The 18,745-nt window shown below is 65.6% G+C and carries 16 protein-coding genes and 1 tRNA gene; 6 read left to right on the top strand and 11 right to left on the bottom strand.

The genetic code is table 11. The features are described 5' to 3' along the window. Nucleotides 1–451: 451 nt before the first annotated feature. The 4 genes from H5V44_RS04945 to H5V44_RS04930 form a co-directional block, all read right to left on the bottom strand. Complete coding sequence (locus tag H5V44_RS04945) at nucleotides 452–1,999, bottom strand: FGGY family carbohydrate kinase (protein WP_185191984.1); 1,548 nt, start codon at nucleotides 1,997–1,999, stop codon at nucleotides 452–454. Next, the gene (locus H5V44_RS04940; RefSeq protein ID WP_185191983.1) at nucleotides 1,996–3,147 is read right to left on the bottom strand and encodes a Cdc6/Cdc18 family protein; all 1,152 of its coding nucleotides are present in this window, start codon (nucleotides 3,145–3,147) and stop codon (nucleotides 1,996–1,998) included. The genes H5V44_RS04945 and H5V44_RS04940 overlap by 4 nt, the downstream gene beginning before the upstream one ends. A 100-nt stretch (nucleotides 3,148–3,247) precedes the next feature. Continuing rightward, complete coding sequence (locus H5V44_RS04935; protein ID WP_185191982.1) at nucleotides 3,248–4,024, bottom strand: helix-turn-helix transcriptional regulator; 777 nt, start codon at nucleotides 4,022–4,024, stop codon at nucleotides 3,248–3,250. A gap of 66 nt (nucleotides 4,025–4,090) precedes the next feature. Next, nucleotides 4,091–4,651: a TATA-box-binding protein gene (locus H5V44_RS04930; RefSeq protein ID WP_185191981.1), complete on the bottom strand. Its 561-nt coding sequence runs from the start codon at nucleotides 4,649–4,651 to the stop codon at nucleotides 4,091–4,093. 150 nt (nucleotides 4,652–4,801) lie between these two features. Between H5V44_RS04930 and H5V44_RS04925 the strand changes: the two genes are divergently transcribed. Both H5V44_RS04925 and H5V44_RS04920 read left to right on the top strand, forming a co-directional pair. Beyond that, a complete protein-coding gene (locus H5V44_RS04925) occupies nucleotides 4,802–6,799 on the top strand; it encodes a DEAD/DEAH box helicase (RefSeq protein WP_185191980.1) in 1,998 nt (665 codons plus the stop codon). Between the two features lie 76 nt (nucleotides 6,800–6,875). Further along, a tRNA-Tyr gene (locus tag H5V44_RS04920) sits at nucleotides 6,876–6,949 on the top strand. Nucleotides 6,950–7,347: 398 nt separating this feature from the next. Here H5V44_RS04920 and H5V44_RS04915 read toward each other — a convergent pair. Together H5V44_RS04915 and H5V44_RS04910 are read right to left on the bottom strand one after the other, a co-directional pair. Further along, on the bottom strand, nucleotides 7,348–8,139 hold the full coding sequence (locus H5V44_RS04915; RefSeq protein WP_185192038.1) for a macro domain-containing protein: 792 nt from the start codon (nucleotides 8,137–8,139) through the stop codon (nucleotides 7,348–7,350). Between the two features lie 84 nt (nucleotides 8,140–8,223). Further along, nucleotides 8,224–10,269 (bottom strand): pentapeptide repeat-containing protein, encoded by a 2,046-nt coding sequence (locus H5V44_RS04910; protein ID WP_185191979.1) that lies wholly within the window; start codon nucleotides 10,267–10,269, stop codon nucleotides 8,224–8,226. A gap of 618 nt (nucleotides 10,270–10,887) precedes the next feature. Here H5V44_RS04910 and H5V44_RS04905 point away from each other — a divergent pair. The 4 genes from H5V44_RS04905 (at nucleotide 10,888) to H5V44_RS04890 (ending at nucleotide 13,746) form a co-directional block, all read left to right on the top strand. Continuing rightward, nucleotides 10,888–12,060: a YeeE/YedE family protein gene (locus H5V44_RS04905; protein WP_185191978.1), complete on the top strand. Its 1,173-nt coding sequence runs from the start codon at nucleotides 10,888–10,890 to the stop codon at nucleotides 12,058–12,060. Between the two features lie 354 nt (nucleotides 12,061–12,414). After that, complete coding sequence (locus H5V44_RS04900) at nucleotides 12,415–12,768, top strand: hypothetical protein (RefSeq protein ID WP_185191977.1); 354 nt, start codon at nucleotides 12,415–12,417, stop codon at nucleotides 12,766–12,768. A gap of 72 nt (nucleotides 12,769–12,840) precedes the next feature. Continuing rightward, complete coding sequence (gene cutA, locus H5V44_RS04895; RefSeq protein WP_185191976.1) at nucleotides 12,841–13,146, top strand: divalent-cation tolerance protein CutA; 306 nt, start codon at nucleotides 12,841–12,843, stop codon at nucleotides 13,144–13,146. 93 nt (nucleotides 13,147–13,239) lie between these two features. Next, entirely contained in the window at nucleotides 13,240–13,746 is a 507-nt protein-coding gene (locus H5V44_RS04890; RefSeq protein WP_185191975.1) for a hypothetical protein, read from the top strand. 37 nt (nucleotides 13,747–13,783) lie between these two features. Here H5V44_RS04890 and H5V44_RS17775 read toward each other — a convergent pair whose 3' ends face one another. The 5 genes from H5V44_RS17775 to H5V44_RS04870 all read right to left on the bottom strand — a co-directional run bounded on the left by H5V44_RS17775 (nucleotide 13,784) and on the right by H5V44_RS04870 (nucleotide 18,718). Continuing rightward, nucleotides 13,784–13,906 carry a hypothetical protein gene (locus tag H5V44_RS17775; protein ID WP_281381234.1) on the bottom strand — a complete coding sequence of 41 codons (123 nt, stop codon included), beginning with the start codon at nucleotides 13,904–13,906 and terminating at the stop codon, nucleotides 13,784–13,786. 94 nt (nucleotides 13,907–14,000) lie between these two features. After that, on the bottom strand, nucleotides 14,001–15,389 hold the full coding sequence (locus H5V44_RS04885) for an ABC transporter ATP-binding protein (RefSeq protein WP_185191974.1): 1,389 nt from the start codon (nucleotides 15,387–15,389) through the stop codon (nucleotides 14,001–14,003). Beyond that, nucleotides 15,382–16,500, bottom strand: a complete 1,119-nt coding sequence (locus H5V44_RS04880; protein ID WP_185191973.1) for an ABC transporter ATP-binding protein — start codon at nucleotides 16,498–16,500, stop codon at nucleotides 15,382–15,384. The genes H5V44_RS04885 and H5V44_RS04880 overlap by 8 nt, the downstream gene beginning before the upstream one ends. Continuing rightward, the gene (locus H5V44_RS04875; RefSeq protein ID WP_185191972.1) at nucleotides 16,497–17,741 is read right to left on the bottom strand and encodes an ABC transporter permease; all 1,245 of its coding nucleotides are present in this window, start codon (nucleotides 17,739–17,741) and stop codon (nucleotides 16,497–16,499) included. The genes H5V44_RS04880 and H5V44_RS04875 overlap by 4 nt, the downstream gene beginning before the upstream one ends. Further along, nucleotides 17,738–18,718: an ABC transporter permease gene (locus tag H5V44_RS04870; protein WP_185191971.1), complete on the bottom strand. Its 981-nt coding sequence runs from the start codon at nucleotides 18,716–18,718 to the stop codon at nucleotides 17,738–17,740. The genes H5V44_RS04875 and H5V44_RS04870 overlap by 4 nt, the downstream gene beginning before the upstream one ends. Nucleotides 18,719–18,745: the final 27 nt, after the last annotated feature.

Raw genomic sequence — 18,745 nt, 5'->3', positions numbered from 1 at the left:
CGTTTATTGAGAAATCGGGATAAATTCTTTGGTGGAAATTGGAAAATCAGTAGTTCCGACGAAGTCGCGGGACGGCCGGAGTGAAACGTGAGATCGAATACATAGCGCTCTAGAGCCGTCATTTTCGTATATATTCGCCTTTATCTCAATGAGAACCGAGACGGTTGTTTCGCCGCTCGACTGTACGTTCGTCACATTATATCACAATCCGTCTACGAACGTGCAGCGAAGCTCGCTTGGCCCAGGATGTTTGGTATTCGGTATCAGTGCTTCTCGACGTCAGGCGTCCCCTGTAACCCGGAGTTGCGGTGGCCGAACCGATTTCAGGCGGCGCTCTCGCAGGCGAAAATACCTGCGTACGCCCGTTCCGGTCGGGGCCGACCCGTCGACTCCGGGCTCTCGCCCCGGGCGATATATAGGTTATTGACGGATACCGAGTAATCAGTAAAAATCACGTGCTGCCGTGGATCCCCGCAACGGCGTCGACGGCCGTTTGCCACCGCCGGTAAGCCGCCTCGACCGCATCCGACTCGGCGCTCGGGGTGAACGTCCGCCCCTCGGTTCGACACCGGTCGAGGTCATCGATGGAGTCCCACACGTCCGCAGCGAGCCCCGCGGCGAACCCCGCGCCGAGGGCCGTCGTCTGTGTCACCTCCGAGCGGACCAGCCGCCGCCCGAGGAGGTCGGCCTGCCACTGGGCGAACTCGTCGTGCTGGATCGCGCCGCCGTCGACCAACAGGCGGTCGTGGTCGACCCCGGTCGCCGCCTCCGCAGCGTCGACAACCGTGCGGGTGGCGAAGGCGATGGCCCTGACCGCCGCCCGGACCACGGCGTCGGCGTCGGTGTTGCGGGTGACCCCGAGAACCGCGGTGTCGACGCCGGGCACCCAGTACGGTGCGCCGAGGCCGCCGAAACCGGGCACGACCTGCACGGGTCCCCGGGGCGCTGTGGGGCCGAGTCGGTCGAACCCGTCGGCCCGTTCGAGGAACCCGACGCTCCGGAGCCACTCGAGCAGCGTCCCGGTGGCGAACACCGGGCCTTCGAGCCCGTAGAGCGGTCCCGACCCCGCCCGCTGGAACCAGACCGTCGACAGGAGCTTCGAGTCGGCATCCGGGGCCTCGGTTCCGGTGTGCTGCAGGAAGAAGTTCCCTGTGCCGTAGGTGACTTTCGCGGCGTCGCGGTCGGCGCCGACCCGCCCCAAGAGCGCCGCCTGTTGGTCGCCCATCACCCCGGTCACCGGGACCGCGGCGCCGAGGATCCCATCGGGGTCGGTCTCGCCGAACCCCGTCGGGTCGCTCGACGGGTGGACCGTCGGCAGCGCCGCCCGCGGGACGCCGAACAGATCGAGGAGGTCGTCGTCCCACTCCCGGGCGTGGATGTCGAAGAGCATCGTCTGAGCGGCGTTCGTGACGTCGGTCGCGTGCGTGCCCGTGAGGTTGTACAGCAACCACGAGTCGACGGTGCCGACGAGCACGTTGCCGGCGGCCGCCCGCTCCCGCAGCGCCGTTCCTGCGGAATCCCCGAACCCGGGTTTGCCGTCCCCGGTCGCCGCGTCGCCGTTGTCGAGGAGCCACTGCGCGTTCGGCGCAGCGAAGTACGGGTCGGGTTCGAGACCGGTCCGCGACCGGATCAGCTGCCGGTCCTCGGCATCGAGTGCCGCGATTCGGTCGGCGGTCCGGCGGTCCTGCCAGCTGAGTGCGTTCGCGACCGGCCTTCCGGTGGCAGCCTCCCACAGCAGCACGGTCTGCCGTTGGCTCGATACCCCGAGCGCTCGGAGGCGATCGGCTTCGACGTCGGCCCGGACGAGGACGCGTCTGATGGTGTCGGTCGCACACCCCCACAGCTTCAGCGGGTCGTACTCGACTCTGTCGACGTCCGGCGTCACCGTGTTGTGCGTCGTGTACGCCGACGACACCGGGGATCCGTCCCCGTCGAACACCACGAACCGGGTGCCGCCGGTCCCCTGGTCGAGGGCGCCGACGTAGGGTCCGGCGCTCATCCGTCCGTGAGCGCGGTGAAAAGCTGCGCGGAGAAGTTCAGCCCCACGCCGCTGGGCTTCCGCCCGGTGATCCGGGCCCCGACGGGGACCTCCCGCCGTTCGAGTACGCCGAACTGGGCGAGTTCGTACAGCAGCCGCTTGACCGTCGCGTCGGTCAGGTCGGTTCGGTCGGCGATCCGCCCCGCCGCGTCCTCGATCCGCACCTCGTCGTCGAGCGACAGCGCGAGCAGCTGTTCGACCACCTGCTGTTCGTTCTGCGAGAGGGTGAGCACGCGGCCGATGGGGACGCCGCCGGTCGGGACCGCGGCGATCCCGGCGTCGACGTCGGCATCGCGGACCCGCGTCGAGCCGTCGGCCTCGGCGGTGGAAGCGGCGACGAAAAGCGCCGCCAGGGCGTCGTGAGCGTCACCGTCGGCCCACTCGGCGATCCGCTGTGCGTGGCCGTGATCGAGCGTGTGCGAGAGCCCGCGTGAGCCCCTGACGGTGAGGACGTCGACGAGTTCGTGGGTGTACGCCGGGACGCTGATCTGCTGTTCGGGCATCGGGAAGGACAGCTCCTCCGGCGGGGTGCGGCCCACCCCGATCCACGCGAGGTTCTCGAAGGACTCGAAGAAGGAGTACAGATCCGCGAGGTCGACGGTAGTCGGCTCTCCCAGGTGGTCGACCGCGACCAGGATGCTCTCGCTTTTCGAGGTGACCGACTCGATCCGCCCGCGGAGGGTCTCGGTACTCACCCCGCGTTCGGGGACGGATTCCACGAGCAGATCGTCCAGCAGTTCACGGTAGACCTGAAACCGGCTCCGTGCACGCCTGGCGTTGAGGTAGACGAACCGGACCTCCGGGTGGTCGCTCGCACCCCGGGTCGCGGTGTAGAAGGGGTCCGTGCCGCTCATCTCCGACTCGAGCGCCGACAGCAGCGCGGTCACGATGGCCGACTTTCCGGCCCCTTTCGGCCCCCACACGTAGGTGTTCGGGGGGACCGCCCGGTCGAAGAGTGGGTCGATCGCGTTCAGGAACGCCTCGAACAGCGCCTCCCGTCCCACGGGTTCGGAGAGGTGGACCGCAGGGTTCAGCGAGTCGCGGTCGACGACCAGTTCGTTCCGGCTGCTTCGCGTCCGTCGGCGTTCGATCCGTTCGGTGAGGTCCATAGCGCTCGGTATGTGTACCGTGAACACACGCTACCGAGCGTAAAGTTCTTTCTACCGCGGCGTGGGGCGCGGAGGCTACACTCGGCCGCAACCCCCCAGATCAGTTCCAGGTCGACGACCGCTCGCGGATCGCGTCGAACGTGCGCCGGGCCCACGAGACGAACGGGTCGGTGTCGGCGTCGGCGCTCGCGACGAGGTTCCCCTGCTCGTCGTACGCGCCGAGGAACGCGTGGCCGTCGACGATCACCAGCCCGAACTCCAGCGGGGTCGGGGAGACATACAGCGTGAATCCCGGGAGCTGCTCGGCACGCTCCAGTGCGTCGGGATACTCCGCGGCGGACGTCTCCAACACCTCCCCGTCGACGACGAGGTCGACGTCGCTCCGCGGGCCGATCACGTCGGCCGCGGCCCGGTTAAAAACCCGGCTCACGATCGGTGTCACTCCCCTGAGGGTGTCGATCTCCTCGCGGTCCATCAGCTCCAGCAGCCGGTTGATCGAGGAGTGGGGGTTCTCCGGGGTCGCACGCGTCCGGGTCGCCGCGGCGAGGGTCTCGCAGTCCAGGCCCTCGACCGGCCCATCGAGGGTGGCAAGCAGGTGTCGGAACCGTGCGGCGACGTCCAGACACGCCTCGAACTCCTCGTAGCTGTCGACAACGATTTCGCCGGCGTGGGTGAGCCGGTAGCTGTCGGTGCCGGGTACCTTCTCGGCCCAGCCGCGATCGGCGAACCCCGTGACGGTCCGCTGGGCCGTCTCGCGTGCGCACGAACAGCGCTCGGCCAGTTCGCTCGGCCCCGCAGGCGCCGAGTGGAGCGTCCGCAGGAGGTCGATACGGACGTCGGAACCGACGAGAAACGCGATGTCCTCACGCGCGCTCATCTGTATGGTATGGAGTGCAACGGCAGTACTGTCGGCGCCCGGGACGCCACCGGCTTGTCACCGGACTCACCCCAGCAGGCCGAGGTCGTCGATCCGCTTTACGATCTCCCCGACTGCGGTCTCGGCGTCGTCCGTCCGCTTGCCCCCGGTGATGACGATCTTCCCCGACCCGAAAAGCAGAATGACGACCTCGGGTTCGTCCATCCGGTAGACCAAGCCCGGGAACTGCTCGGGCTCGTACTCGACGTCTTCGAGACCCAAGCCGATCGCGAGGGCGTTCAGGTTGAGGTTGTGGCCGAGGTCGGCGCTGGAGACGATGTTCTGGACCGTGATTTCGGGGTCCTCGTCGACGGGGATCGAGAGGCCGCGGAGCTTCTCGAAGATGATCCCGAGTGCCTCGTGGACGTCGTCGATGCTCTTGGCGCCGGTACACACGATCTTGCCGGACCGGAAGATGAGCGCCGCGGCTTTCGGTTCCTGCGTCCGGTAGACCAACCCCGGGAAGTTGTCGGGGTTGAAGTCCGCGCCGGGGAGGTCCTCGGCGAGGGCTTCGAGGTCGAGTTCCTGGCCGATCCCGGTCGATGCGACGACGTTCTGAATTTCGATCGAGTCTGCCGGCGTGCTCATGCTCTGTTGTTGTTATTTCCTGCCTTCCTTATAAAAGCCCCCCTTATAAAGAGTCGGACGGGTAGGGGAACCCGTAGTAAAACGGGGGTCGCCGGGTGGTCACGGCGACAGTCGCAAGCCGTTTCCCGGTCGCCACCCTCCGGGCGAACGATGACAGACGAGGGCTCCGAGCCGGTCGGAACGGGCGTCGAGGCCGACGCGGACGCCACAGCGGGTGATAGCGACGCGGCCGACGACCCCGACGGAGCCGATAGCGACGCGGCCGACGACCCCGACGGAGCCGCCGACACCGTCGTCCCGATCGACGACCTGGAACTGGACCGGTTCTACGACGCCGTCGAGGCCGAGGGTCGTCCGGTGGTGACCGCTTCGGAGGTCGCCCGGAGGCTCGGGACGACACAGGCATCGGCCGCGGCGGCCCTCGACGATCTCGTCGACGACGGCACGGTCGACCGGGTCAGCGTCGAGACCGATCCGGTAGTGTACTTCCCCACGGAGTGGCGGGAACTGGCAGCGCGCGAACGGATCGTCGTCTTCCCCGACCGCCGCGAGCTCGTCGTCGACCAGCCGCGACAGTACACCCGGGCACAGCTCTCGCAGTTCGCTCACCTGGTCGACTCGACTGGGGATCGAGAGCGGTCGGTGGCCGACGGGGAAACCACGTCCCGCGGATACAAATACGAGATCCGGCCGGAGGACGTCTGGCAAGCGCCCTTCGACGACGTAGAGGAGTTGCTGTCGGTGATGCGGTCCGTCCTCCCCCGACGGTCCCCGAGCCTCGAGGAGTGGGTGCGGTCCCAATGGGGGCGCGCGAACCGCTTCCGGCTGGTCACGCACGACGACGGGTACGTGGTGTTGGAGGCGGCCTCCGAGAGCCTGATGGGCAACGTCGCCCGGCAGAACCTCGACGAGGACGAGCTCGTCGCGCCGATCTCCGAGACCGAGAGCTGGGTCCGCGAGGGCGCGGAAGCGGCGATCAAACGCACCCTCTATGAGGCGGGCTACCCGGTCGTCGACGACCGCGACCTCGACGCGGGTGATCCGGTCGACGTCGATCTGACGACCCACCTGCGGGACTATCAGGAAGACTGGATCGACCGGTTCGAAGAGCAGCGGTCGGGCGTGCTCGTCGGGCCGTCGGGGTCGGGGAAGACCGTGACCGCGATCGGGATCCTCGCGGCGATCGGCGGCGAGACGCTGACCTTGGTTCCCTCCCGCGAACTCGCGGGCCAGTGGCGGGCGGAACTGCTGGAACACACCACCCTCGATGCGGGCCAGATCGGCGAGTACCACGGCGGCGAAAAGGAGATCAAGCCGGTCACGATCGCCACCTACCGGACTGCGGGGATGGACCGCCACCGGGCGCTGTTCGACTCCCGTGGATGGGGGCTGGTGATCTACGACGAGGTCCACCACATCCCCGCGGAGATCTACCGCCGGAGCGCGGACCTCCAGACCAAACACCGGCTGGGGTTGTCGGCGACGCCCGTCCGGGAGGACGACCGCGAAGCCGAGATCTTCACCCTCATCGGGCCGCCGATCGGCACCGACTGGTCGCGGCTGTTCGAGGCGGGGTACGTTCAGGAGCCGGAGGTTCGGATCCGCTATCTCCCGTGGGACGACGAGATTGCACGGAACGAGTGGGCGAACGCGGAGGGTCGGGACCGCCACCGCGTCGCCGCGGAGAACCCGGCGAAGATCGAAGAGACCCGGCGGCTGCTCGACGCTCACCCCGACGCGAGCGCGCTCGTGTTCGTCGACTGGCTTGATCAAGGCGAGAAACTGGCCGACGCGCTCGAAGCCCCGTTCGTCAGCGGGGAGATGCCCCACCACCGCCGCGATCGCGTGTTCGACTCGTTCCGTGAGGGCGACCTCGACACGATCGTGGTCTCCCGCGTCGGCGACGAGGGGATCGACCTCCCCAACGCGGGGGTCGCGATCGTCGCCTCCGGGCTCGGCGGGTCGCGTCGCCAGGGCGCCCAGCGCGCCGGCCGGACGATGCGACCCGCCGGCGGTTCCCGCGTGTACGTGCTGGCGACGCGGGGAACCTCCGAGGAGGAGTTCGCACAGCGGCAGATGCGTCACCTCGCCGAGAAGGGCATCCGCGTGATCGAGTCGAACGTCGACGACGGGGCGTCGGGCGAGTGAGCCGTCCGGCGTCGCCCAGTTCGGACGGGAGCAATGAGTAACCCTTAATAACGTTACCGCGGGAACATTCAGATGCCCGCCCTTAGCTCAGCCTGGTAGAGCAGTCGACTGTAGATCGACTTGTCCCCCGTTCAATTCGGGGAGGGCGGACTTTCTTTCGAGTCGATTCGGAGCCGAGAGGAGCCGCGCCATCGTGCGATTTCATCTCGACGTGTTTGGGTTGAACAGGTCACCAAACTCGGGTGACCGCCGTCGTGCGTTCGCGTACAGCGGAATATGTTGGGGGATTTAGACTCTTTCGGCCGGAAGTCGCGTACTGCTGTCAGTCGGGCGTACAAGTCTTGAAAGGCGTGTTTTTATATGGCGCGTTGAATTCGATGCCACAGATGGAGGCCACCCCGACTGAGGAGATTGGTCAGATATGCCATCAGGCATATGCGATTTCGTGACAGTATGGACATCTCGGAATCTGCCCGATTGTCATAGGATTGTATGGAGGGGTAGAAGATAGCGGAATAGCACAGATGGGTTGTGGTCACAACGATATCCTACTCTGGAGATACTCCGTATGCCGTGTATCCTGAGCCGGGTCGGGGAAGTTCTTCCTTGATTCGATAGGTCCGTTCATCACCTTTGTACTCAACGGTGTCTCCCACCTGTACGGTGATTTCGTCGTCAATTCGCATTACCCCATCCGCAAGAAGTACCTCGGTTGTAGTGGTAACGGCCTCGTCTGAACGGATTACGACAGGTAACCCAAACTGGAGAACTGAATCTTTCCACATCAGGTCTTCCCACTCTTTGCCCTCCCAGTAGTCATTCATCGCATCAGGTCCGTCGTACTCTTCACGCACCTCACTGGCCGCGTCCCATACCGGGTCAGTGTGGTATGCATCTTCATCAAGCACTCCATCTCTATCGCTCACAACGACCACCGTGGTCAGATTTATTGATTCGAATTCCAGAATTTTCTCCAACATACAGGAGGCTCTTTGTTCAAGCGTCGGACTATCCACCGAACTTGGTGCCTTTCCGAGCACTGGGAAGGCTATTGATTCACAGCCACAGGCGTCTGCTATCTTGAGAGTGTTGGTCGTCGCATCCCGAATTGCGGACTCGCTCACGTCACCGGTCGGCTCTCGGATAGCGGCGTGGATGACATGCTCTGCATCAAGCTGATACGCATCCGTCTCAACCGCTTCACCCGGACCGATAGGGCCTTTCTCGTTACACTCCTCCTGTATCTCTGCCACTCCTGCGGCGTACTTCAGCGCTCTCGGACCACCTCTGCCCGGTTTGAGGTAGTGGTTGCATCTGTCACCAGTGCATCTTCCTTTGATGTGATGTCACCCTGCACTACCTCGAACTCCATAGCTTGGCTTTCGTACCCTCGAAAGGTAGTGGTTTGGGTCACCCCACCCGTGTTATCTCGCCGCCCTTCGACCGAGGATGAATACGAGCAGGGCAAGCATCACTGCTCCAAGGCCCGTCTCAAGCGTCGTCAACAGTCGTCCGAGGCCGACCGGCTGGAAGTCACCGAAACCGAGAGCGGTGTAGGTCAACGTCGAGTAGTAGACCGCGTTGAGAATCTCGACAGGATTCGACGCAATCTGTGCGTAGGTGATTGGATCACCGTCTGTCGGCTTCATCCATCCACCGAGCGGATACAGGAGCGCGAACGAGAAGATGATACCGAAACTCCACGCGATGACGCGCCACGGACTTTCACCGTAGAGGAGGGTCGCTCGTGCCACCTTTGCTCGACTCCACCGAGCGCCCGCTATGAGTCGTTCTTCGAGGGCCGCATCGTCCGCTGTCGCATCGTCCCGGTAGTCCTGCTTCTGGAGGTCTTGGCGTCGGACGAACGAGCGTGCCTGGAGCCGAGGGCGGGCGTGCTTGCCGCCGAGTTCTTCCAAGGCTCGGTAGACGCTTTTTGCCTTGTCCACGTCTGCGTGTTCGTTGCGTTCCTCGTAGCCTGGGTCGTAGACACAGGTCAGTCGTGAACGAATTGCTGTGAAGGTGTGGGGCGAGGTATCCCTGTCGTCAGAAGGGTGACCGAGGAATTTCGTCTCTTCATCGATTCGGACGTCTCCGAGAACCGCCCCTGACAGCTTTGCTCCACGTAGGTCTGCACGAAATAGGGACGCACGGCTGAAGAGGGCGCTCTCGCAGTTCGCGTACCGCAGATCCGCGTTCGTAAGTTTTGCCTCGCTGAGATCCGTCCGCTCGAAATCTGCATTCTTCAGGTTCTGGTTCGAGAAGTCACAGTTGCGGAGTGTGGCTGAGACAAAATTTGGAGGCACAGCAAAGTTGGCATCCACGAACGTCCCCGAATCAGTAATTGTGAGGCCGGAAAAACATACTTGTCCATTAAATGAAACATCATTGAAGAACGCCTCCTGACAGCGGACATCTGCCGTCCGGACGGACCCTTCAAAAACCGCGTCACGAAATCCCATCTGGTGTTCAGCCTTGACGGAGTACAGGCTCACATCGTGGTGAAAAACCGCATCCCAGAACCTGACGAGTTCGTTGAACACAACGTTCTTCAAACTCAGTTCTGCGATGCCATCGGGGCCATCGTCTGCACCAAAAGTCGTATCCCGAAAATCCGCTTCCGCACGGAATATTACGTTCTCAAACTCCGGTTCGCCCCTTGGAACAACCGGAAACGAAGCACCTCTAAAGTTTGCTTTGGAGTTGAATACGCATTTTCGAAAGTAGACGGCCTTGTGGAAACCTCCGAAACTGGCTTCCTGAAAGGATGTTCTTAGAAAGGTGGATTCGCCGCCGTTTATCACGGAAAGTCGGAATTCATCTTTGAATTCGGTGTCCTGTATACTGAGTTCATTCTCGATATATTTCAGAGTAGATCGAAATTCGTCTTTGAACTCAGTGTCCTGTACGTTGAGTTCATCCTCGATATGTGCTTGAAAAAATGACACATCCGAGTGGAATGTGGCATCATCAACCGCCATTCCATCATTCAATGTGGTTCGAGAGAGGTCCACGCTATAATCGAACTCAGTATTTTCTACCAGCAGTACATCTTCAAAAACTGCTTGTGATAGATCAACGAAACCGGTGAACCGTACGTGTCTGAACTCAACACTATCGTGAATCCGTGAACACTGTAGACGAAATCCCGAAATCGACCCGATGTTATTTAATCTGATGTGCCCAAACTCCGCCCCGAGGAATTCCGGAGATTCAGACATTTTTCCTACGGAGTCAGTTCCCGTGATGCACTCTGAGAACGCTTCGGCGGTCCTTTGATCATCTTTTTTCCCTATCGGAAGGTGAAATATACATAGATCTTCCCCTTCCTCCGCACCGTGAGGACAGATCCACAAGCCGTTTTCGTTCAGAAACTCCTCATCAACGTAGCACTCATCCCCTTCTTCTCCACCCCACGTCTCGGGGTCGTCCGGATCAAGGACGTACTCACAGGTTCCATCAGCGCCTGACATACAGTTGCCAAGCAGTGGTGTCTTCTTCAAACTGGGTGACGGAGCGCCGATCGTCACAGGAGTGTATCGAGGGGTCGAACGAGTGAGGCTGTATACGGAAAACAGCCCGTGTACCTCGGTTGAGGCACAGTCGAAAAAGTCTTCACGTAATTATATCCGACAGTATCGGGTTTCGAGTCGACTCCCAACTGACGGTCAATCGGCTCGTTCCCCGACCCCGTGAGCACAGCGAACGGGAGGCATCGAGACGGGCAAAGCGAGTCTCGCCGACTCCAATTCGGGGAGAGCGAACCCGATTTCGGGCTGGGGGATAGTCCGGATGGTGGAGTCCAAGCGCTGCCGACGGGCCGGGCGGTCATCCGTGGCGGCGTCGAACCGACGGCAGCGACACCTCCGGAGTCTGTCGTGAGTGCGGCCGGAACCCCGGCGGGAGTCTCGTCGCCGGATGCAGGGATTTTTTCCTGTTTTTCCGGCGCCCCCGCAGCGCCCCGTTCCGGCGGATAGCGGGATCCTTGCCCCCGAATGCTCGGCGCCCGAGTGACCGGCCGGGCGTACTGGGCCCGGGCAGATCTCACTACGGTAGTTCGATTTATCTCCGCCACCTGCTTCAACGCGGGTATGGTGTCGGCCCTCATCGTCGCGGCGGTCGTCGGGATCGGCATCGGGGTGTTCCTCCAGAAAGGGCGGTTCTGTTTCGTGAACGCCTTCCGGGACCTCTTCGCGTACGAGGACTCCCGGATGACCAAAGGCGTCCTCGCAGCGACGCTACTCACGATGATCTGTTGGGGCATCGCATACCAGCTGGGATACTATCAGGGTCTGTGGACGCCGGGGTGGGGGCCCACCGGTCTCATCGGGGGGTTCGTCTTCGGCGTCGGGATGACGTACGCCGGCGGGTGCGCCAGCGGAACGCTGTACCGCGCCGGTGAGGGATACCTCCACTTCTGGCTCACGCTCCTGGCGATGGGCGTCGGCTACGTCGCGTTCTCCGTCGTCTTCCCGACCCTCAGGGGCGTCTACTTTGCGCCGCTGACGTTCAGCGGGGGGGTCAGCCTGTTCGCCATCTCGCCGGTCCCGGCGGGCCTGCTCGCCGTCGGCGTCGCGGCAGTCGCCGTCCTCGCTTACGCGACGGTGCTCGGCTGGCGGAGCGGCGTCGGCGACGCGGTCGAGCGGACGAACGTCGTGTCCGGCCGGCCGACGATTCTCCTCGCCCCGCTCGTCGGCCTGCGTCGGTTCAGCCGAGGAACCGTCGCGTACGCGCGAGGGCTCCTCCGGACGTGGCGCACCCCCGTCGCGGCGAGCAGGCGCCCGTGGGACCCCCGGACGGCCGCGCTCGGTATCACCGGGATGGCCGTACTCTGGTTCACCCAGGTGTCGATCGTCGGTATCACCGGTCCGGAGGCCCGCTGGACGGGCTATCTGCTCTCGCAGGTCGGGGTCGACGCCGGCGGCTTCGAGTACTGGGGGTCCGTCCTCTTCGGCGGACAGGGGGTCCGTGTGACGGTGGATATGGTGATGATCGCGTTCGTCATCGTCGGCGCGGCGGTCGCCGCGCTGTGGAGCGGCGACTTCGCCTTGCGCGTTCCGAAGCGGCGTCGCCTCCCCAACGCCCTCGGCGGCGGGTTGCTTATGAGCGTCGGCTCCCGGCTCGCCCCCGGATGTAACGTCGGGAACATCTACTCCGGGCTCGCCGAACTCTCGGCCCACTCGTTCGTCGCGTCGATCGGGATCGTCGCCGGCGTGTACGCGATGACACACTGGCTCTACCGCGACGCCGGCTGTGCCATCTGACCCGGGTCGGGGTGCGCCCGCGGCGAACCGGTGGGCGATCGAACGCGGCGTGCCGTGGTCGGCCGGGCGACCGCATCGGTCGCCATCGCCGGCTATGCCGGCAGCGAAACGCGATTCCGCCGTCGAGCGGGACACCGTCGGACTGCTCTCACGACGAGTCCGCGGGATGCTCTCCGAGCCGCGGCCGTCCGAATACCGGGGAGGCGCCCGGGCGAACTCACGGACTGCGGGCTCCCGCGTCGTTGACAGCGACCGGTCCCTTCGACGGGTGCGGTCAGAGAGTCAGACCCCCCTTCGTGAGCAGTATGCGGACTCACACGAAAGGTTTAGACCGGTGCGAGAGCGTATGGAGGTATGGCAGGGATCGTCGACGCCGTCCGCGACCTCGACGGGGCCCCCACCCGCGTCGTCGCCGAACTCGGCCCGACGGACTTCTCGATCGCGTACGCTCGGGACGACGTCGAAGCGCAGTACTCCCAGGCGCAACTCGAGGAGGCCTACCGGCTGATAATGGCGAAACAGGTCGCCGGCGAGGACTTCGAGGCGGTCATCGGCCGGGAGTTCGACGCACAGCTGCTCTTCTTCGAGGACATCGTGGTGTTCGTCAAACCGGGCACGCGATACGAGGCCGTCTTCGCCTCGTTCGACCGGCGCGAGGACTTCCCGGCGGACGAACTGGTCGACATCGCGACCGATCAGGGCGGCTGATCGGCCCGGTTGACCGCGCGTCCTGCCGGGGCGTCGACACCGTTTACTGCCGCACGGGCCACGATCCGGACGATGCCCACAGTCTACGCCACAGCCCCCCGCGACGCGGCCGACGACCTCGCGCGCTTCCTCGTCGAGAACCGACTCGCAGCGTGTGTCAACGTCGTCGACTGCGACTCCGTCTACCGATGGGACGGAACGCTGTACGACGACGAAGCGGAAGCGATCCTGTTCGCGAAGACGACCGCAGAGCGGTATCCCGACCTGAAGCGGGAACTCGAAGCTGAACACCCCGATGACGTGCCCTGTATCGAGCGGTTCGACGCCGTCGACACGCTGGAGGCCTACGCCGACTGGGTCGGTCGTGAGGTACGATAGCGGAGGGGAACCGCAGGCGGGGTCGACGACGACACTCCCGGACGGATACCCGAGGACAATGCGTTTTTCCGACGGATCGACGTAGCCGCTCCCGTGTTCGGCACGGTGCGTCGGTTCGGCCCGGTCGTACTGATCCCGGCGGCGTGGATCGCCGCAGGAGCCGCGACCGTCGGCGTCCTGAATCCCGCGGGGATGTTGATCGCCCACCTCGTGATGGTGGCGTTCATCAGTTTCTTCCTCGCCACCGGCTGGCGCCGGATGGCCGACGGCGCGTTGCGGGCGTGGCGGGCGGTCCTCGTGGTCGGGTTGGGGCTCACGCTCGTGGGCGTTGCCGGCTTCGTTGGACCGGTCTCGGGCCCGGCGCTGCTCGGTGTCAGCCTCGTGGGATGGATGGTGCTTCCGGCGCTCGGATTGGCGCACACCGCCCGGGAACTCCCCGAGGCGGCGCTCGTCTACGCGGGCGGTACCGCCGCGGCACTGCTGGGTGCCGGCGTCTTCGTGTGGACGCTCCTCTCGGCGCCGGACCCGCTCGTGTGGCCGTCGTTCGGGCTGGTCGCGATCGGACACACTGCCGGCATCGTCGACGCGGCCCGTCGGTGAGCAAGCAGGACCTGCCCCTGAAGCCGGGGGCGCCACCTCACTCCGGCGCGAACGCGACATCGGAGACCTCGAAGCGTGCGACAGTACTTGAGTTCGTGCCGGTCGGCGCGCCGGCTGGACCCGCCACCGTCGCCGAATCCGGAACGGGACCAGGTCGCACAGCCGACGCTCGTCCACGATCACGACCTCGACCGATCGGTGATACCCACACGGGCGACTCCGAGACCGCCGTCCCGGGGGCCCGCCGGCAGCGTTCATCCGGCGTCGAACCCGTCGTAGTCGGGACGGTGCCGGATGCACGCCGCCCTGTGGCCCGCACCGTGATCCGTGAACTCCGGGACGGTTTCGGCACACGGCGTCGTGAACGCGTCGGCGAGTCCCGCGGCCGCGCGGTCGTCCTCGCCGGCCAGCAGCGCAGCGACCGCATCCGCGACGGCCCGTTCGGCTGTGGGGTCTGAGAGCGTCGCCGGCAGATCGTAGGCCGCCCGAACCCGTGCGGCGTCGTCGGCGTCGGTTCGTACCTCGCCGCCGTCGTTCGCGGCCGCCCGCTCGGTCGAGGCGTCCGCCCCGCCGTGGGCCTCCACGTCCGCTCGAAGCCGTTCACGGACCGATTCCGCGTCGATGTCGCCGGCGACGACCCGCTCGCGGAAGTCGAGCAAGCGCCGCCAGACCGACTGGTCGAGGTCGACGCCCTCGGGCTGGATGACGCGGTGACACCGGGTGTGGAACCGACAGCCCGACGGCGGGTCCGACGGGCTGGGAACGCTGCCGGTGAGCTGGATGTGGTCGCCGCGGGACCGGGGATCCGGGGTCGGCACCGCCGAGAGCAACGCCTCGGTGTAGGGGTGCTGGGGGTTCTCGAACACCGCCTCCGTGGGCCCGATCTCGACGATCTCCCCGAGGTACATCACCGCGGTCCGGTCACAGAGCTCCCGTACGACGGAGATGTCGTGGCTGATGAAGAGTACCGAGAGCCCGAACGCCGTCCGGAGGTCGTCGATCAGCGCCAGGATGTCGGCCTGGATCGACACGTCGAGCGCCGACACCGGCTCGTCGGCCACCAGCAACTCGGGGTTGAGGACCAGCGCTCGCGCAAGCGCCAGCCGCTGTTTCTCCCCGCCGGAGAACTCGTGGGGGTACCGGTCGTAATCCTCCGCCGAGAGCCCAACCCGTTCGAGCAGGTCCTCGACGATCGCCCGCCGTCGCTCGGGGTCTTTCATCCCGTGTACTAGGGGCAACTCCCCGACCGACGCCCCGACCGACATCCGCGGGTCGAAACTCGACGTGGGATCCTGGAAGATCAGCTGTGCGTCCCGCCTGAACGCCTTCAGCTCCTGCCGGTCGAACCGCGTCACGTCGTTGGGGTGGGTGCCGTCGTCGTTGCGGACTGCGCCCCCACGGCCCCCGCCGTTGAAGATCACTTCCCCGGAGGTGGGCTCCGTCAGCCGGAGCATCGACGAGGCTGTCGTGGACTTTCCACACCCCGACTCGCCGACGAGCCCGAGCGCCTCCCCCGGGTAGACGTCGAAGCTGACGCCGTCGACGGCGCGTACCCGGGTCGTCTCCCGGGAGAAAAGCCCGCCTCGCGAACTCGTGTAATGCTTCTTCAGGTCGCGGACCGACAAAAGCGGCTCCTCACTCATCCTCGATCACGCCCTGCTGGGTCGGTTCGCCGTCGGGCGCCGACCGTCCCTCCGCCCGCGACTGCTCCGCTTCGGCGGCCGACTCGGATGGCTCGGGGAGGACCGAGGGAGCGTCGCCCGGTTCGTAGTGGATACACGAGACGTGGTGGCCCTCCCCCAGGTCGACCTCGGGAGGCTGGTCGCCGGTCGAACACGCCGGCTCGGCGTAGGCACACCGCGACGCGAACCGACAGCCGTCCGGCAGCGCCGTCGGGTCCGGCAGCGACCCCGCGATCCCGCCGCGTCCAGCCCCGTCGATCGCGTCGAGTTCGCTCGCCCGCCCCGGGAGACAGGCCAGCAGCCGCCGGGTGTAGGGGTGTGCCGGCCGCTCGAAGACGTCGAGCACCGACCCGCGTTCCATCACCTTGCCGGCGTACAGCACCACCACGCGGTCGGCGATCCGACTCACGGTCGCGAGGTCGTGGGTCACGAACAGGACGCCCATCCCGTACTCGGCCTTCAGGTCGTCCAGAAGCTGGAGGATCCCCGCCTGGATGGTCACGTCGAGAGCGGTGGTGGGCTCGTCGGCGACGAGCAGATCCGGCTCCGACACCAGCGCCATCGCGATCATCACGCGCTGTTTCTCCCCGCTGGAGAACTCGTGGGGGTACTCGTCGATCCGGCTCGTCGGGTCCGGGATCCCGACCGTATCGAGGAGGTCGATCGCGCGGGCTCGCGCCTCCGCTTCCGGGACGTCCTCGTGGACCTGGATCGCCTCGATCAGCTGCCACCCCACGGAATAGCAGTGGTTCAGCGCGTCCTGCGGGTTCTGAAAGACGTACGCGATCGATGCGCCGCGGTACGATCTGAGCTCCTTGTCCGAGAGTGCAGTCAGATCCGTCCCCCGGAGCCGGATCGTCCCCTCGATTCGGCCGGGCGGCTGGTCGATCAACCCCGTGAGCGACTCGACGGCGACAGTCTTGCCCGAGCCGGACTCGCCGACGAGACAGACCGTCTCGCCGCGGCCGACGGTGAAGTCGATGCCGTCGACCGCGACGAGTTCGCCGGCCTCCGTCCGGAAGGTGGTTCGGAGCCCCTCCACCGCCAACAGCGGCTCGTCGTCGCCGGTCATCGCTCCGCCTCCGTCGTCGCCTCGGGATCGACCGCGTCGAGCAGCGCGTCGCCGAGGAAGTTGAACGCCAGGATCGTGAGAAAGAGGACGATCCCCGGCGCGAGAACGATCCACGGCGCAAAGGCGAGGTCGCTCCGGCCGGCCGCGATCAGCTGTCCCCACGACGCGATCGAGGAGTCGCCGAGGCCGAGGAACGCGAGCTGTGCCTCAGCGAGCAGAAAGCCCGGGATCAGGAGGGTGAGCTGGGTTATGATGCTGCTCGCGGTGTTCGGAACGACGTGCCGACGGACGATGCGGCGGGTACTCGCGCCGCTCAGCCGCCCCGCCTTCACGAACTCCTCCTCGGAGACCGACAGCGCCTTGCTCCGGACGTACCGCGCGGTCCCACCCCACCCGAACGCCGAGAAGACGACGATGAACATCCCGAGTCCCGCGCCGTAGGCGTAGAGGATCAGGAGGAAAAAGAGGAGCGTCGGGAACGACAGCACGATGTCGACGGCGCGCATCGCGACCTCGTCGACCCACCCGCCGGCGTAGGCGCTGACGGTTCCGACGGTGATCCCCACGCCGGCGACGATGGTGGTGGTGATGAACGCGATCTTCATACTGATGGTCATCCCGTAGACGACGCCAGTGAACACCCCGACTCCGCCGCGGGTGGTCCCCAGGGGGTACTGCCAGGTACCCTGACACCGCCCGTCGACGACCTCGCCGACGCACTGGGGGACGTTGGCCTGGTCGATCGACAGCCCGATCGGGGGCTGGTGGCCCGCGAGGACGTTCTGCTCCGGGGCGTTCAGGACGAGCGGCCCGAGGAGGCCGCCGCCGAAGACCACGAGCAGCCACGCCAGGCTCACCAAGGCGGGGCGGTTCCGCCTGAACCGCCGCCAGTAGTGGCGGGTGATCCGCGGGTGCTGGTACAGCGGGAGGACGAGGTACCACACGAAAAGCAGGAGCGTGACCGCAAAGGCGTAGTCGACCGCGGCGATCCGGAAGTCGAGTCCGAGCGTCCCGAAGACGCGTTCCAGGTTCGTCGCCGCCGCGAGCGCACCGAGGGCGGTCTCCCGTTGTCCGACGGCGACCCAGTTGTAGACCGCCAGCGCGAGGACCGGCGCGGCCGTGAGCGCGAAGAGTACCGTGTTGATCGAGGGTTGCGTCGTCCGGCCGCCGGCGTACGCCTCCCAGTCAACCTGATCGAACCGTTGGGCCTCCTCCGTTCCCGCGTCGGTGTCAGTACTCATAGGTCCCTGTCGTCGTAGCTGATCCGGGGGTCGAGGACGGTAAAGGCCAGGTCCTCGAGGAGGTTCCCCACCACCGCGAGGAACGTAAAGAGCAGCGTCGCCCCGAGCACGAGGTTGGTGTCCTGTGCGACGAGTGCGTTGAACGTCAGCCGACCCAGCCCGGGGATCCCGAAGACCACCTCGACCAGCAGCGACGACCCGAGGAAGATCGCGAGCAGTTGCCCCACGAGCGTCGTCGACAGCGGCACCAGCGTCGGCCGCATCACGTGGTAGGCGTACGCCCGCAGCGGCGAGACGCCTTTCGCCTTCGCTGTCTTCATAAACGTCGCGTTCCGGAAGGCCGCCGACTCGTTGCGGGAGACGCGCATTATGGCGCCGATCGACCCCGTGACGAGGACGAACACCGGCACCGCCAACTGGCGGGCGTTTGCGAGGCTGAAGGTCGGAACCTCAGTTCGGTAGACGATCGGGATCCACTCGAGCCACACCCCGAAGATCAAGAGCAGAATGATCCCGAAGAAGAAGTTCGGGATGGCGTAGCCGAAGAAGGCGAACCCGGTCGCGGCGTGGTCACGCCAGGTGTACATATTGGCTGCGGAGTACACCCCGATCAGGGGGCCGAGCAGGACCGTCAGGATCGTCCAGGGGATCGAGTACTGGGCGGTGTAGAAGATCGCGTCGGCCAGCGCCTCCGTCACCGGCTGGCTCCGGTAGTCCGACCACCCCCACTCGAGGGTGTAAACGCCCCTGAGGAAGTCCATATACCTGACGTGGAGGGGCTCGTCGAGCCCGCGGAGCTGGCGCTGGCGCTCGACGGCCTCCTGGGGGTTCCCGCCCTCGAGGGCCGCCTGAGTGGCGGCCTGCTGGACCGAGGGGTTCGGTGCGGCGGCGAGCAGTCCGAACGTGATCGTGACGATGATGAACGACACCACCGCCGCCCACCCGACCCGCAACGCGACGTATCGGGCTAGCCCCATCGTCTGTAGGAAGGGCGCCGAGGTTGC

Origin of the sequence: Halobellus ruber, assembly GCF_014212355.1 — an archaeon.
Taxonomy (GTDB): domain Archaea; phylum Halobacteriota; class Halobacteria; order Halobacteriales; family Haloferacaceae; genus Haloquadratum; species Haloquadratum rubrum.
Note: the sequence above shows the minus strand (reverse complement) of the source record. Positions and strands in the feature narration are given on the sequence as shown.

Bases quoted from the DNA above. Each gene is read 5' to 3' on its own strand.
- H5V44_RS04945 (WP_185191984.1), bottom strand. From the start codon at position 1,999: ATGAGCGCCGGACCCTACGTCGGCGCCCTCGACCAGGGGACCGGCGGC.
- H5V44_RS04940 (WP_185191983.1), bottom strand. From the start codon at position 3,147: ATGGACCTCACCGAACGGATCGAACGCCGACGGACGCGAAGCAGCCGG.
- H5V44_RS04935 (WP_185191982.1), bottom strand. From the start codon at position 4,024: ATGAGCGCGCGTGAGGACATCGCGTTTCTCGTCGGTTCCGACGTCCGT.
- H5V44_RS04930 (WP_185191981.1), bottom strand. From the start codon at position 4,651: ATGAGCACGCCGGCAGACTCGATCGAAATTCAGAACGTCGTCGCATCG.
- H5V44_RS04925 (WP_185191980.1), top strand. From the start codon at position 4,802: ATGACAGACGAGGGCTCCGAGCCGGTCGGAACGGGCGTCGAGGCCGAC.
- H5V44_RS04910 (WP_185191979.1), bottom strand. From the start codon at position 10,269: ATGTCAGGCGCTGATGGAACCTGTGAGTACGTCCTTGATCCGGACGAC.
- H5V44_RS04905 (WP_185191978.1), top strand. From the start codon at position 10,888: ATGGTGTCGGCCCTCATCGTCGCGGCGGTCGTCGGGATCGGCATCGGG.
- H5V44_RS04900 (WP_185191977.1), top strand. From the start codon at position 12,415: ATGGCAGGGATCGTCGACGCCGTCCGCGACCTCGACGGGGCCCCCACC.
- cutA (WP_185191976.1), top strand. From the start codon at position 12,841: ATGCCCACAGTCTACGCCACAGCCCCCCGCGACGCGGCCGACGACCTC.
- H5V44_RS04885 (WP_185191974.1), bottom strand. From the start codon at position 15,389: ATGAGTGAGGAGCCGCTTTTGTCGGTCCGCGACCTGAAGAAGCATTAC.
- H5V44_RS04880 (WP_185191973.1), bottom strand. From the start codon at position 16,500: ATGACCGGCGACGACGAGCCGCTGTTGGCGGTGGAGGGGCTCCGAACC.
- H5V44_RS04875 (WP_185191972.1), bottom strand. From the start codon at position 17,741: ATGAGTACTGACACCGACGCGGGAACGGAGGAGGCCCAACGGTTCGAT.
- H5V44_RS04870 (WP_185191971.1), bottom strand. From the start codon at position 18,718: ATGGGGCTAGCCCGATACGTCGCGTTGCGGGTCGGGTGGGCGGCGGTG.